14 protein-coding genes are annotated in these 14024 nt (G+C 71.5%); 8 read left to right on the top strand and 6 right to left on the bottom strand.

The window, feature by feature from the left end; translation table 11 throughout:
- Positions 1-28: 28 nt before the first annotated feature.
- Both ACFY8U_RS12535 and ACFY8U_RS12530 read right to left on the bottom strand, forming a co-directional pair.
- On the bottom strand, positions 29-1168 hold the full coding sequence (locus ACFY8U_RS12535) for an adenylate/guanylate cyclase domain-containing protein (protein WP_389569080.1): 1140 nt from the start codon (positions 1166-1168) through the stop codon (positions 29-31).
- Positions 1169-1334: 166 nt separating this feature from the next.
- On the bottom strand, positions 1335-2186 hold the full coding sequence (locus ACFY8U_RS12530) for a biotin--[acetyl-CoA-carboxylase] ligase (protein WP_389569077.1): 852 nt from the start codon (positions 2184-2186) through the stop codon (positions 1335-1337).
- Positions 2187-2319: 133 nt separating this feature from the next.
- On the opposite strand from ACFY8U_RS12530, the gene ACFY8U_RS12525 reads away from it, so the two are divergent.
- Together ACFY8U_RS12525 and ACFY8U_RS12520 are read left to right on the top strand one after the other, a co-directional pair.
- Positions 2320-3912: an acyl-CoA carboxylase subunit beta gene (locus ACFY8U_RS12525; protein ID WP_389569074.1), complete on the top strand. Its 1593-nt coding sequence runs from the start codon at positions 2320-2322 to the stop codon at positions 3910-3912.
- Between the two features lie 16 nt (positions 3913-3928).
- Positions 3929-4141, top strand: coding sequence for an acyl-CoA carboxylase epsilon subunit (locus ACFY8U_RS12520; protein ID WP_361442952.1), 213 nt, complete (start codon positions 3929-3931; stop codon positions 4139-4141).
- 151 nt (positions 4142-4292) lie between these two features.
- Here ACFY8U_RS12520 and ACFY8U_RS12515 read toward each other — a convergent pair whose 3' ends face one another.
- Complete coding sequence (locus ACFY8U_RS12515; protein WP_389569071.1) at positions 4293-5660, bottom strand: MFS transporter; 1368 nt, start codon at positions 5658-5660, stop codon at positions 4293-4295.
- A 36-nt stretch (positions 5661-5696) separates the two neighbouring features.
- Between ACFY8U_RS12515 and ACFY8U_RS12510 the strand changes: the two genes are divergently transcribed.
- The 3 genes from ACFY8U_RS12510 (at position 5697) to ACFY8U_RS12500 (ending at position 7288) form a co-directional block, all read left to right on the top strand.
- Complete coding sequence (locus tag ACFY8U_RS12510; protein ID WP_389569069.1) at positions 5697-6365, top strand: TetR/AcrR family transcriptional regulator; 669 nt, start codon at positions 5697-5699, stop codon at positions 6363-6365.
- Positions 6366-6439: 74 nt separating this feature from the next.
- Positions 6440-6568 (top strand): morphogenic membrane protein MmpB, encoded by a 129-nt coding sequence (gene mmpB, locus ACFY8U_RS12505; RefSeq protein ID WP_361442946.1) that lies wholly within the window; start codon positions 6440-6442, stop codon positions 6566-6568.
- 114 nt (positions 6569-6682) lie between these two features.
- Positions 6683-7288 (top strand): nucleoside triphosphate pyrophosphatase, encoded by a 606-nt coding sequence (locus tag ACFY8U_RS12500; RefSeq protein ID WP_389569067.1) that lies wholly within the window; start codon positions 6683-6685, stop codon positions 7286-7288.
- Positions 7289-7372: 84 nt separating this feature from the next.
- On the opposite strand, the gene ACFY8U_RS12495 is transcribed toward ACFY8U_RS12500, so the two are convergent.
- Entirely contained in the window at positions 7373-7798 is a 426-nt protein-coding gene (locus tag ACFY8U_RS12495) for a hypothetical protein (protein ID WP_361596690.1), read from the bottom strand.
- A 362-nt stretch (positions 7799-8160) separates the two neighbouring features.
- Between ACFY8U_RS12495 and ACFY8U_RS12490 the strand changes: the two genes are divergently transcribed.
- Together ACFY8U_RS12490 and ACFY8U_RS12485 are read left to right on the top strand one after the other, a co-directional pair.
- A complete protein-coding gene (locus tag ACFY8U_RS12490) occupies positions 8161-9915 on the top strand; it encodes an acetyl/propionyl/methylcrotonyl-CoA carboxylase subunit alpha (protein WP_389569065.1) in 1755 nt (584 codons plus the stop codon).
- A gap of 96 nt (positions 9916-10011) precedes the next feature.
- A complete protein-coding gene (locus ACFY8U_RS12485) occupies positions 10012-10566 on the top strand; it encodes a TetR/AcrR family transcriptional regulator (RefSeq protein WP_389569062.1) in 555 nt (184 codons plus the stop codon).
- Positions 10567-10714: 148 nt separating this feature from the next.
- Here ACFY8U_RS12485 and ACFY8U_RS12480 read toward each other — a convergent pair whose 3' ends face one another.
- Both ACFY8U_RS12480 and ACFY8U_RS12475 read right to left on the bottom strand, forming a co-directional pair.
- Positions 10715-11668 (bottom strand): DeoR/GlpR family DNA-binding transcription regulator, encoded by a 954-nt coding sequence (locus ACFY8U_RS12480; RefSeq protein ID WP_361442931.1) that lies wholly within the window; start codon positions 11666-11668, stop codon positions 10715-10717.
- A gap of 166 nt (positions 11669-11834) precedes the next feature.
- Entirely contained in the window at positions 11835-13274 is a 1440-nt protein-coding gene (locus ACFY8U_RS12475) for an NAD(P)H-quinone dehydrogenase (protein WP_389569058.1), read from the bottom strand.
- Positions 13275-13481: 207 nt separating this feature from the next.
- Between ACFY8U_RS12475 and ACFY8U_RS12470 the strand changes: the two genes are divergently transcribed.
- The gene (locus ACFY8U_RS12470; RefSeq protein WP_352190175.1) at positions 13482-13919 is read left to right on the top strand and encodes a gamma-glutamylcyclotransferase; all 438 of its coding nucleotides are present in this window, start codon (positions 13482-13484) and stop codon (positions 13917-13919) included.
- Positions 13920-14024 lie beyond the last annotated feature (105 nt).

Raw genomic sequence — 14024 nt, 5'->3', positions numbered from 1 at the left:
CGCCTGTTAACGACTGTTCACCGGGATCCTAGGTGGGGCGGCGGGTCAGGTGCCAGGGCTCCACGACGCCGAGACCACGCACGGGCCGCTGCCACATCGGCTGGAGCGCGAAGCGGTACGTCGGCGCCTGCTCGCCCTCCTTCTCGGCGCGGGCGGCCTCCTCGGCGGCCTGCGTCTCGGAGACGGGCGCGTCGCCGGTGCGGGTCAGCTCCTCGGCGAGCGCCCCGTCGACCAGGACGGTGTCCTTGGGCGCTATCGAGGTGAGCCGGCTCGCCAGGTTCACCGTCGTACCGAAGACGTCGCCCATCCGGGTCGTCACCGTGCCGAACGCGATGCCGACGCGCAGGGCGGGCATCGTCTCGTCGTGACTGAGCGTCTCGATCAGCCGCAGCGCGATCTCGGCGGCGGTGCCGGCGTCGTCGGCGGCGTACAGCACCTCGTCACCGAGGGTCTTGATGAGCCGGCCGCCGTGGGCGGCGACGAGGTCGGCGCAGGTGGTCTCGAAGGCCTCGACGAGCTCGCCGAGTTCCTCCTCCTCCAGGCGGCGGGTCAGCCGGGTGAACCCGACGAGGTCGGCGAAGCCGACGGCGAGCCGCCGGTCGACCATCTCCTCGTCGTCCGCGGCCTGCACGACGCGGCCGGTGGCGGCGGCGAGCTGGCGGCGCCAGACGTAGATCAGGAACTCCTCCAGCTCGGGCAGGAGCAGCTCGACCAGGGGGTACGTGACCTCGGTACGGGTCATCCCGGGCTCGGGCGGCTCGGTGAGGCCCTCCAGGAACGAGTCGATCTGCCACTCGGCGAGCCGGGCGGTGGTCTGACCGGTGGACCGGGCGACCTGGACGGCCATCGGCTCGCTGAGCAGCCCGGCCTCGACCAGACCGGCGAGGCGGCGCAGGGCGAGGACGTCGGCCTCGGTCAGCGCCTTGGCCTGACCGATGTCGGCGAAGCCCATGGCGCGCCAGAAGCGGGAGGCCAGCTCCATGGAGACGCCGGCGGTGCGGGCGGCCTGGAACGGGGTGTAGCGGCGGTCCGCGCCGAGGATGAGCTGTTCGAGGCGGATCGCGAGGGGATCGTCGGTCGGCTCCGCCGTATGGTCGACGTGGTGGTGCGGGGTGGGGTACGCCGGTGGCTCGGCCTCGCCGCCGTTGTGCTCGTCGTCGACGGTCACCGGCCGCCTCCTGCCCGTTCCCTGCCCACTGCCCTGCCGATCTGTCGCCATGGATCGCGCTCCACGATACGACAGGTGTGTGCCAGCTCACGCCCACCGCGCACATCCACCCGCCGTGCGGCGCCCGCCCCGAGGCCCCGGCGGGGCGGACGTCCGCAACCGTGCGTCAGGGTGTGGCTCGGACGTGGACGATGTCGCCCGCCGCCACCGCTTCCGTACCGCCGCCCTCCGTCTCCACCACCAGGCGGCCGTCGCCGTCCACGGCCACCGCCTCGCCCTCCAGCATCCGTTCGCCCGGGAGGTCGGCCCGGATGTGGCGGCCCAGGGTCGAGCAGCCGGTCGTGTAGGCCGCCTGCAGGCCGGACGCCTCGGGGTCGCCGTCCGCCCGCACCCACTCCCCGTACCACTGCTCCAGCGACCGCAGGACCGCCCGCAGCAGCGTGTCCCGGTCCGTCGAGATCGCGTTCGCCAGGAGCAGGGAGCCCGCCCCCGGCACCGGCAGCTCGTCCTCCTTCAGCGTCACGTTGACCCCGATGCCGACGACGATGCCGTCCGCGCCGGCCCGCTCGGCGAGGATCCCGCCGGTCTTCCGCTCCTCGCCCCCGACCGAAACCAGGAGGTCGTTCGGCCACTTGAGGGAGAGGTCCACGCCGGCGGCCTTCGCTAGCCCGCTGGACGCGGCGACGCCGGCGAGCAGCGGGAGCCAGCCCCAGCGGTGCACCGGCACGTCCGGCTTGAACAGGACGGAGAAGAAGAGCCCGGCCCGCGGCGGCGACACCCAGTCGCGGTCGAGGCGGCCGCGCCCCGAGGTCTGCTCCTCGGCGACGAGCACCGCGCCCTCGGGCAGCTCGTCCGCGCGCGCGGCCAGGTCGGTGTTGGTGGATCCGGTCGTGGTGACGAGGTCGAGCGAGGTCCACAGACCGTCGGGGTGGACGAGCGCGCGGCGCATCGCGGCGGCGTTGAGCGGGGGCCGGTCCAGGTCGGACCACCGCGCTCCTGAGGCATCGGAGGACGTCATGCAAGCCAGACTAGGTGTGGCAAACACCGCAGTGCCGAACCGTATCGGCGTCGATACCCTACGGATCAGTAGCCGGGCAGTAGCCCATTCGTACCCAACGAACCCCCGTGACCAGGCAGGGAGCCGCATCCCGATGTCCGAGTCGGTAGAGCCGCAAGAGATCGACATTCACACGACCGCGGGCAAGATCGCGGATCTGCAGCGCCGCATTGACGAGGCGACCCACGCCGGCTCCGAACGGGCGGTGGAGAAGCAGCACGCGAAGGGCAAGCTGACCGCGCGCGAGCGGATCGCGCTCCTCCTCGACGAGGGCTCGTTCGTGGAGCTCGACGAGCTGGCCCGGCACCGGTCCACCAACTTCGGTCTGGACAAGACCCGCCCGTACGGCGACGGCGTGGTGACCGGCTACGGCACGGTCGACGGCCGTCCCGTCGCCGTCTTCTCCCAGGACTTCACCGTCTTCGGCGGCGCGCTCGGCGAGGTCTTCGGCCAGAAGATCATGAAGGTGATGGACTTCGCGCTGAAGACCGGCTGCCCGGTGGTCGGGATCAACGACTCGGGCGGCGCGCGGATCCAGGAGGGCGTGATGGCCCTCGGCATGTACGGCGAGATCTTCCGCCGCAACACCCACGCCTCCGGTGTGATCCCTCAGATCTCCCTGGTCGTCGGCCCGTGCGCGGGCGGCGCGGTCTACTCGCCCGCGATCACCGACTTCACGGTGATGGTGGACCAGACCTCGCACATGTTCATCACCGGCCCGGACGTCATCAAGACGGTCACCGGCGAGGACGTCGGCTTCGAGGAGCTGGGCGGCGCGCGGACGCACAACACCACCTCCGGTGTCGCGCACCACATGGCGGGTGACGAGAAGGACGCGATCGAGTACGTCAAGTCCCTGCTGTCGTACCTCCCGTCGAACAACCTTTCCGAGCCGCCGGCCTTCCCCGAGGTCGCCGAGACGGAGGTGAACGACGAGGACCGCGAGCTGGACGTCCTCATCCCGGACTCCGCGAACCAGCCGTACGACATGCACACCGTCATCGAACACGTCGTCGACGACGGTGAGTTCCTGGAGACCCAGGCCCTGTTCGCGCCGAACATCCTGACCGGCTTCGGCCGCGTCGAGGGCTTCCCGGTCGGCATCGTCGCCAACCAGCCGATGCAGTTCGCCGGCTGCCTGGACATCAACGCGAGCGAGAAGGCCGCACGCTTCGTCCGCACCTGCGACGCCTTCAACATCCCGGTCATCACCTTCGTCGACGTCCCGGGCTTCCTGCCCGGTGTCGACCAGGAGTACGGCGGCATCATCCGCCGCGGCGCCAAGCTGATCTACGCCTACGCCGAGGCGACGGTCCCGCTGATCACCGTCATCACCCGCAAGGCGTTCGGCGGCGCGTACGACGTCATGGGTTCCAAGCACCTGGGCGCCGACCTCAACCTCGCCTGGCCCACCGCGCAGATCGCGGTCATGGGCGCGCAGGGCGCGGTCAACATCCTGCACCGCCGCACCATCGCGGCGGCCGAGGACCAGGAGGCCGAGCGCGCCCGGCTGATCCAGGAGTACGAGGACACGCTGCTCAACCCGTACACGGCGGCCGAGCGCGGCTACATCGACGGCGTGATCCTGCCCTCGGACACCCGCCCGCAGATCGTCAAGGCCCTGCGTCAGCTGCGTACGAAGCGGGAATCCCTGCCCCCGAAGAAGCACGGCAACATCCCCCTCTAGGCCTCTGGGAGTCGACATGATCAAGGTCGTACGAGGTAACCCGACCCCGGAGGAGCTGGCCGCCGCACTGGCGGTGGTCCAGGCCCGGGCCGCGGCGACGGCGGCGGCGTCCGCGTCCGGCGGCGGCCCGGTCGCCCCCGAGGGCTGGTCGGACCCGGCCCGTATCGCGCGTTCGGTACGTCCTCGGCCGGGGCCGCGCTCGTGGGCGCGCTCCTACTGGCCCGCGTAGCGAGACCCGTACAGCAGGACCCGTACAGCAGGACCTGTACAGCAGGACCTGTACTGCGAGACCAGTACACCGAAGGCCGGACCCCGTGTGCGGGGGGTCCGGCCTTTCGCGTACCCGCGTACCCCGCGTACCCGCAGGGCGTCGGGCGTCGTCACGCCCGGCGCAGGAAGATCCCCGCCAGGACCGCGCCCGCGAGCACGATCGCGGCGTTGACGAGGACCGCGAGGCCGATGCCGTCGAGGACCGTGGTGGAGGTGACCACGACGGCGCTCATGATCGGCGTGCCCATCGTGATGCCGATCTGCTGGGTCATGGTGGCGAGGCCCGTCGCCATGCCCTGCTCGGAGTCGGGCAGTCCGGAGGTGGCGGTGACCATGAAGCCGACGATGGCGAGCATGTTGCCGACACCGCCCGCGAACGTGGCGACGAGCAGCAGCCAGAGCCAGCTCCGGTCGTCGCCGAGGGCGTAGAGGGAGACCGTGGCGGTCGCCTGGAGGAGTCCGCCGGCGACGAGTGCGGCCCGGGATCCGTACCGGCCGATGAAGCGCGACGCGAGGACTCCGCCGAGGACGGTGCCCGCGCCGAGCACGCCGAAGGAGAGACCGGCGGCGAGCGGCGAGAAGCCGAGGACGTCCTGGAGGTAGAGCGTCATCAGGAAGACCAGCGAGGTCTCGGTGACGAAGGCGACGAGCCCGGCGAGGTTGCCCCAGACGACCGTGCGGCGGGTGAGGATCCGTACGGGGACGAGGGGTGAGGCGGCGCGTCGCTCCACGAACCAGAAGGCGACGAGGAGGGCGACGCCGACGGGGAGCGCCAGGGGCTCGGTCGTGAGGCCGTAGACGAGGGCGAGCAGGCCGCCGGTGACCGTGATCGCGCCCGGGATGTCGAGACGCGGGCGGACCTCGGGGCGGCTCTCCTTGAGCACGGCGGGCGCGACGAGGAGGACGGCGAGGGCGACGGGCACGTTGATGAAGAACGCCCAGCGCCAGGAGAGCAGATCGGTCAGGACTCCGCCGAGGATCGCGCCGGTGGTGAATCCGGCCGACATCAGCGCGCCGTTGAGCCCGAGCGCCTTGGCCCGCAGGGGGCCCTCCGGGAAGGAGGAGGTGAGCAGGGAGAGCCCGGCAGGGGTGACGGCGGCGGTGGCGAGGCCCTGGGCGACACGCGCGGCCATCAGCACCGTGGGGTCGGTGGCGAGGCCTCCGGCGAGGGAGGAGATCCCGAGGAGCGCCATGCCGGCAAGGAAGAGCCGGCGGCGGCCGACGAGGTCGGCGACGCGCCCGAAGAGGAGGGTGAATCCGGCCGCGGCGAGGGCGAAGGCGGTGGCGATCCACTGGAGGCCGGCCAGCGAGAAGCCGAGTCCTTCGCCCATGACGGGCAGCGCGACGTTCAGGATCGAGAAGTCGACGGCCAGCATGAACTGGGCGACGAGAAGGATAAGGAGGACGAGCCGCATCCGTCCGTCCATCCGGGCGGCGGACGGGGTGTCGGCCTGAGGCCGGACATCGGTGGCAACCATGAGCGGACCCCTTAATGGGCTTCTGGTTCCGTTAAGATGTCCCGTACCGTAGCAGACTCGGAAGCGTTAATGGAACAGGAGACCCGTTTGAGCGAGAGCCAGCCGGCTGTGCCCGGCACCGTGCGTCCCGGGGGCCGTACCGCGAAGGTGCGCCGGGCCGTCCTCGAAGCGACCGAGGACGCCCTGGCCGCCACGGGCTTCCACGGGCTGAACATGGACCACGTCGCCGCGAGCGCGGGCGTCGGCAAGACGACCGTCTACCGGCGCTGGGGCTCCCCTGTCGGCCTCGTCGCCGACCTCCTGCGCGACATGGCGGAGCAGTCCCTGCCGGCCTCCGACACCGGCAGCCTGGCCGGGGACCTCCGGGCCAACGCCGCGCTCGTCACCAGGACCCTCACCGACCCCCGGATGGGCGGCGTCTTCCGCGCGGTCATCGCGGCAGCGGCCTGCGACGAGGAGTGTGCCGAGGCCCTGAACGGTTTCTACCGGGCCCGCCTGGAGGAGTGGGCCCCGGTGGTCAAGCGGGGCGCCTCGCGCGGCGAGATCCCGCCGGAGACGGACGCGCTGGAGCTGCTGCGCGCGGTCTCGGCGCCGCTCTACTACCGCTTCATGATCACGCGCGAGCCGCTGGGCCCGGAGGACGCAGAGCGAGCGGTCCGGGCGGCGCTGACGGCGGCAGGCGCGGGGGTGTTCACCGCGACGTGACTAGTTCGTCGGCACGGGTCGCTTGAGTACGGGTACTCAGGCGCCCCGGCCCTCGCGCGAGCAGGATCGGAGGCATGCTGTGGTCCGACCCCGAGAACGAGCCGCCGAAGGAGATGCGCGACATGCAGGCGATGCTGCGTCGCGCGTCGATCCTGCTGGCCCTGGCGATGGTGGTGGCGATGTTCGTGGTCGGCGTCCACTGACCGGCGGGCGCGCGTCGGGGGGGGACGCCGCGTCACGGGTACGGGTGGCGGGCACACCGGCCCTCTTCGGGGCGACGGCCGCCGGGGAGCGTCCGTACTGGCTACGCTTCCCCCATGACTGCTGATCGCCGCCGTGTCGTGCTCGCCTCCGCCTCGCCCGCCCGTCTCGGACTGCTGCGGCAGGCCGGACTCGCTCCCGAGGTCATCGTGAGCGGCGTCGACGAGGACAAGGTGCACGCCCCCACCCCCGCCGAACTCGCCCTCGCGCTCGCCGAGGCCAAGGCCGCCCACGTGGCCGCCCGCCCCGAGGTCTTCGGCGCACTCGTCATCGGCTGCGACTCGGTCCTCGAGCTCGACGACCAGGCCCTCGGCAAGCCCGCCGACGCCGAGGAGGCCACCGCCCGCTGGAAGGCCATGCGGGGCCGGGTGGGCATCCTCCAGACGGGTCACTGCGTGTACGACACGGCCGCCAAGCGCTACGAGTCGGCGACCGCCTCCACCGTGGTCCGCTTCGGCGAGCCCACCGACGCCGAGATCGCCGCGTACGTGGCGAGCGGCGAACCGCTGCACGTGGCGGGCGCGTTCACCCTCGACGGCCGCTCGGCGCCGTTCATCGACGGCATCGACGGCGACCCGGGCAATGTGATCGGCCTGTCGCTGCCCCTGCTGCGGACGCTGCTCGGCAAGCTCGGGATCTCCATCACCGACCTGTGGCACTGAGCCACGCGGGACCCAAGGGGGCCCAGGGGGACCCAAGGGGGCCCAGGGGGACCCAAGGGCGCCCAGGGGGGCCAGGGGGGACCCCTAGGCGGGCGCCGGCTCCCCCTCGGGGGCGTCGACGCCCTTGCCGTACGCCACCAGCGTCAGCACGATCAGCCCGAGCACCACGGTCATGAACGCGAAGGCGCCCCAGCCGATCAGACCGACCGTCACCGCGCCCAGCAGGCCGTGCACCACGGCGCAGCCGATGAGCAGGGCCCGGCCGGCGCGCCCGGGGCGCTTGTCGCGGACGCCGGCGAGCAGCGCGACGGTGGCGCAGAGGGCGAGCAGCAGGCCGGAGACGATCCCGAGCACCCATGTGCCGGTGACCATGGCGTCCGGGTCGAGTCCGTCGAGGGACATCGACTGGGCTTCGACGAACCGTGCCATGACGGCGTTGAGCGCGACGATGCCCGGCGCCTCCAGGAACAGCACCCCCGCCGTCACGAGCGCTATCGGTCTGCGGGCCACTTCGGCCACCCCCTGTATACGGCTGTTACCGACAGTACGTACGACTGCGCGAAGGCTACTGCCGGGTAAACCCGCGGACAAGGGTCGGCGACGGACGAAGCCGTGGCAAAGAATCATTGCGCCATTCGTAGGGACTCCACAAAGAATCCGTATCAGCGACTGATCGCCCTAACAGAGACCTGTGCCACACGAGCGAGCTACTGTGCCGTAGAGGAACCCTGCGTACCGTGGTGCGACAAGGGATTTCACGAGCCCGAACGCCTCGTATCACGCTCCGTGTGGGCAAGCTCACCACTGGGGACGGGTCGAAAAGACGTGTCGGCAGTCCCTAAACTCAGCTTGTTTTCAAGGAGGGAGCCATCGTGCGCAAGGTGCTCATCGCCAACCGTGGCGAAATCGCTGTCCGCGTCGCCCGGGCGTGCCGGGATGCGGGGATCGCGAGCGTAGCCGTCTACGCCGAGCCGGACCGGGACGCGCTGCACGTCCGCGCGGCCGACGAGGCGTTCGCCCTGGGCGGTGACACCCCGGCCGCCAGCTATCTGGACATGGCCAAGGTGCTCCAGGCCGCGAAGGACTCCGGCGCGGACGCCATCCACCCGGGCTACGGCTTCCTTTCCGAGAACGCCGACTTCGCCCAGGCCGTTCTCGACGCCGGCCTGACCTGGATCGGCCCGCCGCCGCAGGCCATCCGCGACCTCGGTGACAAGGTGGCGGCCCGTCACATCGCCCAGCGCGCCGGTGCGCCCCTGGTCGCCGGCACGCCCGACCCGGTCTCCGGGGCGGACGAGGTCGTCGCCTTCGCCCAGGAGCACGGTCTCCCGATCGCGATCAAGGCCGCGTTCGGTGGTGGCGGCCGCGGTCTGAAGGTCGCCCGCACCCTCGAAGAGGTCCCCGAGCTCTACGACTCGGCCGTCCGTGAGGCCGTCGCCGCGTTCGGCCGCGGGGAGTGTTTCGTCGAGCGTTACCTCGACAAGCCGCGTCACGTCGAGACCCAGTGCCTGGCCGACTCGCACGGCAACGTGGTCGTCGTCTCCACCCGCGACTGCTCGCTCCAGCGCCGCCACCAGAAGCTCGTCGAGGAGGCGCCCGCGCCGTTCCTCTCCCAGGAGCAGAACGCGCAGCTCTACGCCGCGTCGAAGGCGATCCTGAAGGAGGCCGGCTACGTCGGCGCCGGCACGGTCGAGTTCCTCGTCGGTCTCGACGGCACGATCTCCTTCCTCGAGGTCAACACCCGCCTCCAGGTCGAGCACCCCGTCACCGAAGAGGTCACCGGCATCGACCTGGTCCGGGAGATGTTCCGGATCGCCGACGGCGAGGAGCTGGGCTACGACGACCCGGCCATAAGGGGTCACTCCTTCGAGTTCCGTATCAACGGCGAGGACCCGGGCCGCAACTTCCTCCCCGCGCCCGGCACCGTCACCACGTTCGACGCGCCGACCGGCCCCGGTGTCCGCCTGGACGCCGGCGTCGAGTCCGGCAGCGTGATCGGCCCGGCCTGGGACTCGCTCCTGGCCAAGCTGATCGTCACCGGCGCCACCCGCGAGCAGGCGCTCCAGCGCGCCGCCCGCGCGCTCGCCGAGTTCAAGGTGGAGGGCATGGCCACCGCCATCCCGTTCCACCAGGCCGTCGTGGTCGACCCGGCATTCACCGCGGACCCGTTCCGCGTCCACACCCGGTGGATCGAGACCGAGTTCGACAACCAGATCAAGCCCTTCGCGCCGGGCGGTGCCGAGGCCGACGAGGACGAGTCCGGTCGCGAGACCATCGTCGTCGAGGTCGGCGGCAAGCGCCTGGAGGTCTCCCTCCCGTCGTCGCTCGGCATGTCCCTGGCCCGTACGGGTCTGGCCGCCGGCGCCAAGCCGAAGCGCCGCGCCGCGAAGAAGTCCGGCCCGACCGCCTCCGGCGACACCCTCGCCTCCCCCATGCAGGGCACCATCGTGAAGATCGCGGTGGAGGAGGGCCAGGAGGTCAAGGAGGGCGATCTGATCGTCGTCCTGGAGGCCATGAAGATGGAGCAGCCGCTCAACGCCCACCGCTCCGGCACCATCAAGGGCCTGTCGGCGGAGGTCGGCGCCTCGGTGACGTCCGGCGCGGCGATCTGCGAGATCAAGGACTGATCACCGCACCTGTCGCAGAGCTGGACACAGGTACGGTACGAAGGGCCCGCAGGCACACCACCTGCGGGCCCTTCGCCCGTATCCGGAGGGAGACCCATGCGCGCCGACGCGCGCCGCAACCACGAGCGGCTGCTGACCGAGGCCCGTGCCGTCTTCGCCGAACACGGCACGGACGCCTCGCTGGAGGACGTCGCCCGGCGTGCGGGGGTCGGTATCGGGACGCTCTACCGCCACTTCCCCACGCGCGAGGCGCTGATCAACGCCGTGTTCCAGGAGGCCCTGGCGGCGCTGCTCCAGCGGGGCCGGGAGCTGGCGGAGGCCGAGGAGCCGTGCCCGGCGCTCGTCGAGTGGCTGCGCTCCCTGATCACTCATGCGGGTGAGTACCGCGGACTGTCGCGGGCGCTGATGACGGCCATGTCGGGCTCGCGGGATGCGCGTTCGGCGCTCGCGCAGTGCGGAGTGCCGCTGCGCACGGCGGGCGAGACCTTGCTGTCCCGGGCCCAGGAGGCGGGCACGGTACGTGGCGACGTGTCGATCGGCGATCTGATGCAGCTCACCAACGCGATCGCGCTGGCCGCCGAACAGTCCCCGGAGGACGAGGAGTTGGCCGACCGCCTTCTTGCCCTGACCCTGCGGGGCCTGAGGCACTGAGCCTGAATGAAGCACGGGCTTGCAGGGCCTGAAACGCCGAACCTGAAACGCCGAACCTGAAGCAGTGAGCCTGAAGCGCTGAGCCTGAAGCACGGGGTGCTGGGCCTGAGCCGCTCGGCCCCCTGGGGGAGGGGCCACCGGATCGTGGCTAGCGCCTCCGCATGTCCGCCACCCGCGCCGCACGCTCGGGGGCGAGCACCTCACTCGTCAACGCCCCTCCCGCGCTGCGGAGTTGACCGCCGGGGTGGCGGCCCCGCTGGCCCGGAAGCGGGACGTCGCGGCGGGGGCGTCCGGGCGGGGGGACCGCTTCACCACCCACGCCGGTACCTGCGACGGCGATCTGGACGCCCTGGTCGGCCAGCGCCTGGAGCTCCGTCGCGGCCCGGTCGTCGTGCGCCGGGGGCTCGTCGGTCACCAGGCGGGTGATCACGTCCGTCGGCACCGTCTGGAACATGGTGTCGGTGCCGAGCTTGGTGTGATCGGCCAGGACAACGACCTCCGCCGCCGCCTGCACCAACGCCCGGTCCACGCTCGCGGAGAGCATGTTGGACGTGGAGAGCCCGCGCTCGGCGGTCAGCCCGCTGCCGGAGAGGAAGGCCCGGGAGACCCGCAGGCCCTGGAGGGACTGCTCGGCCCCGCTGCCCACCAGCGCGTAGTTGGAGCCACGCAGCGTGCCGCCGGTCATGACGACCTCGACCCGGTTGGCGTGGGCCAGCGCCTGGGCGACGAGCAGGGAGTTGGTGACCACGGTCAGGCCGGGCACGCGGGCGAGCCGGCGCGCCAGCTCCTGCGTGGTGGTCCCGGCGCCGACGACGATGGCCTCGCCCTCTTCGACGAGGCTCGCGGCGACATCGGCGATGGCCGTCTTCTCCGCGGTCGCGAGATGGGATTTCTGCGGGAACCCGGACTCCCGGGTGAACCCGCCCGGGAGTACCGCACCGCCGTGCCGGCGGTCGAGGAGTCCTTCTGCCTCCAGTGCCCGCACGTCTCGCCGTACGGTCACTTCTGAGGTCTGGACGACGCGGGCGAGCTCCCGGAGCGACACGGCTCCGTTGGCGCGCACCATTTCGAGGATCAACTGACGACGTTCTGCAGCGAACACGAAACTGACAGTAACCTGACCGGCCGGAACTTTTCAGCACTATGCGCCGAATTGCAGAAGATGCGCACAGACGGGGCCTCCAAGTGGTATGGGAGGCCCCGTCGTTGATCGTTCTATGCCCCGCCTTGCCGGGGGTTGTCCAGATACCCCCAGGCGGGAGGGCGGGTCAGCCCTCGCCCGTCGCCTTTCGGGTGTGCAACTGCCGTGCCACTTCCGCGATCGAGCCCGACAGGGAGGGGTACACGGTGAAAGCGTTTGCGATCTGTTCGACCGTCAGATTGTTGTCGACCGCGATCGAGATGGGGTGGATGAGCTCGCTCGCCCGGGGAGCGACGACACAGCCGCCGACCACGATCCCTGTGCCCGGACGGCAGAAGATCTTGACGAAGCCGTCCCGGATGCCCTGCATCTTCGCGCGCGGGTTGCGCAGCAGCGGCAGCTTGACGGCCCGGGCGTCGATCTTGCCCGCGTCCACGTCGGCCTGCGTGTAACCGACGGTCGCGATCTCCGGGTCGGTGAAGACGTTCGAGGAGACCGTCTTCAGGTTCAGCGGGGCCACCGCGTCGCCGAGGAAGTGGTACATCGCGATCCGGCCCTGCATGGCCGCCACCGAGGCGAGCGCGAAGACACCGGTGACGTCACCTGCCGCGTAGACGCCGGGGGCGGAGGTGCGGGAGACCTTGTCGGTCCAGATGTGCCCGGAGTCCTTCAGCCGGACCCCGGCCTCCTCCAGGCCCATTCCGGCCGAGTTCGGGATGGCGCCGACGGCCATCAGGCAGTGGGTGCCCGAGATGACCCGGCCGTCGGAGAGGGTGACCTCGACCCGGTCGCCGACCCGCTTGGCGGACTCGGCGCGGGAGCGGGCCATGACGTTCATGCCGCGGCGGCGGAAGACGTCCTCGAGGACGGCGGCGGCGTCCGGGTCCTCACCGGGCAGCACGCGGTCGCGGGAGGAGACCAGGGTGACCCGGGAGCCGAGGGCCTGGTAGGCGCCGGCGAACTCGGCTCCGGTGACACCGGAGCCGACCACGATGAGCTCCTCGGGGAGCTCCTTGAGGTCGTAGACCTGGGTCCAGTTGAGGATCCGCTCACCGTCGGGCTGGGCGTCGGGGAGCTCACGCGGGTGGCCGCCGGTCGCGATCAGCACGGCGTCGGCGGTCAGGGTCTCCTCGGAACCGTCGGCGGCGGTGACGATCACCTGGCGCGAGCCGTCCGTCGCCTGGCGGCCGGAGAGCCGGCCGCGGCCGCGCAGCACCCGGGCGCCGGCCCGGGTGACGGAGGCGGTGATGTCGTGGGACTGGGCGAGCGCCAGGCGCTTCACCCGTCGGTTGACCTTGCCGAGGTCGACGCCCACGACGCGGGCGGCCTGCTCCACGTGGGGGGTGTCGTCGGCGACGATGATGCCCAGCTCCTCGTACGAGGAGTCGAAGGTCGTCATCACCTCGGCCGTCGCGATGAGCGTCTTCGAGGGGACGCAGTCGGTCAGGACGGACGCGCCGCCGAGACCGTCGCAGTCGACGACGGTCACCTCCGCGCCGAGTTGGGCGCCCACCAGGGCAGCCTCGTATCCGCCGGGTCCGCCGCCGATGATCACGATCCGGGTCACTGGGATCTACGCCTCGCGCTCTCGTTCTGCCGGGGGGTCCCCCGCTGGGCTGCAGTGCGTACGCCATTGTCCCGCACGCTTCAAGTGCGTACCCCATTGTCCCGTACGCCGGCGGTGGTCTCTCCCCGGGGCCTCCGTACGGCCCGCGCCGCGGTCCCGGTCAGGGACTTCCACGGACACCCTCTCCCCTCCCGTACCCTCGACCCCATGTCGCTCTACGCCGCGTACGCCGGCAACCTCGACGCGCGGCTCATGACCCGCCGCGCCCCGCACTCCCCGCTGCGCGGCACCGGCTGGCTGAACGGCTGGCGGCTCACCTTCGGCGGCGAGCAGATGGGCTGGGAGGGGGCGCTGGCCACCATCGTCGAGGCCCCGCGGTCCCAGGTCTTCGTCGCGCTGTACGACATCGCTCCGATGGACGAGGAGTCGATGGACCGCTGGGAGGGCGTCGGCCTCGACATCTACCGGCGGATGCGGGTGCGCGTGCACACCCTGGACGGCGACGAGTCCGCCTGGGTGTACGTGCTGAACGCCTACGAGGGCGGCCTGCCGTCGGCCCGCTACCTGGGCGAGGTCGCCGACGCGGCGGAGTCCGCGGGCGCCCCCCACGACTACGTGATGGAGCTGCGCAAGCGCCCGTGCTGACGGGGCCGGACCGACGAGGTCCGAGGGCGTCCTCCGCGCGCAGAGCGGGGTGGCGGCGGGGGCGTTTGTCGGAAACGACAAGACAACGATCGCATGTCCGTCCGC

The sequence above is a fragment of the Streptomyces sp. NPDC012508 genome (genome assembly GCF_042902595.1).
Taxonomy (GTDB): domain Bacteria; phylum Actinomycetota; class Actinomycetes; order Streptomycetales; family Streptomycetaceae; genus Streptomyces.
This window is presented reverse-complemented; position numbering and strand designations above follow the sequence as displayed.

Coding starts and splice junctions, on each gene's coding strand:
- ACFY8U_RS12530 (WP_389569077.1), bottom strand. CDS start 2,186: ATGACGTCCTCCGATGCCTCAGGAGCGCGGTGGTCCGACCTGGACCGG.
- ACFY8U_RS12525 (WP_389569074.1), top strand. CDS start 2,320: ATGTCCGAGTCGGTAGAGCCGCAAGAGATCGACATTCACACGACCGCG.
- ACFY8U_RS12520 (WP_361442952.1), top strand. CDS start 3,929: ATGATCAAGGTCGTACGAGGTAACCCGACCCCGGAGGAGCTGGCCGCC.
- ACFY8U_RS12515 (WP_389569071.1), bottom strand. CDS start 5,660: ATGGTTGCCACCGATGTCCGGCCTCAGGCCGACACCCCGTCCGCCGCC.
- ACFY8U_RS12510 (WP_389569069.1), top strand. CDS start 5,697: ATGTCCCGTACCGTAGCAGACTCGGAAGCGTTAATGGAACAGGAGACC.
- mmpB (WP_361442946.1), top strand. CDS start 6,440: ATGCTGTGGTCCGACCCCGAGAACGAGCCGCCGAAGGAGATGCGCGAC.
- ACFY8U_RS12500 (WP_389569067.1), top strand. CDS start 6,683: ATGACTGCTGATCGCCGCCGTGTCGTGCTCGCCTCCGCCTCGCCCGCC.
- ACFY8U_RS12485 (WP_389569062.1), top strand. CDS start 10,012: ATGCGCGCCGACGCGCGCCGCAACCACGAGCGGCTGCTGACCGAGGCC.
- ACFY8U_RS12470 (WP_352190175.1), top strand. CDS start 13,482: ATGTCGCTCTACGCCGCGTACGCCGGCAACCTCGACGCGCGGCTCATG.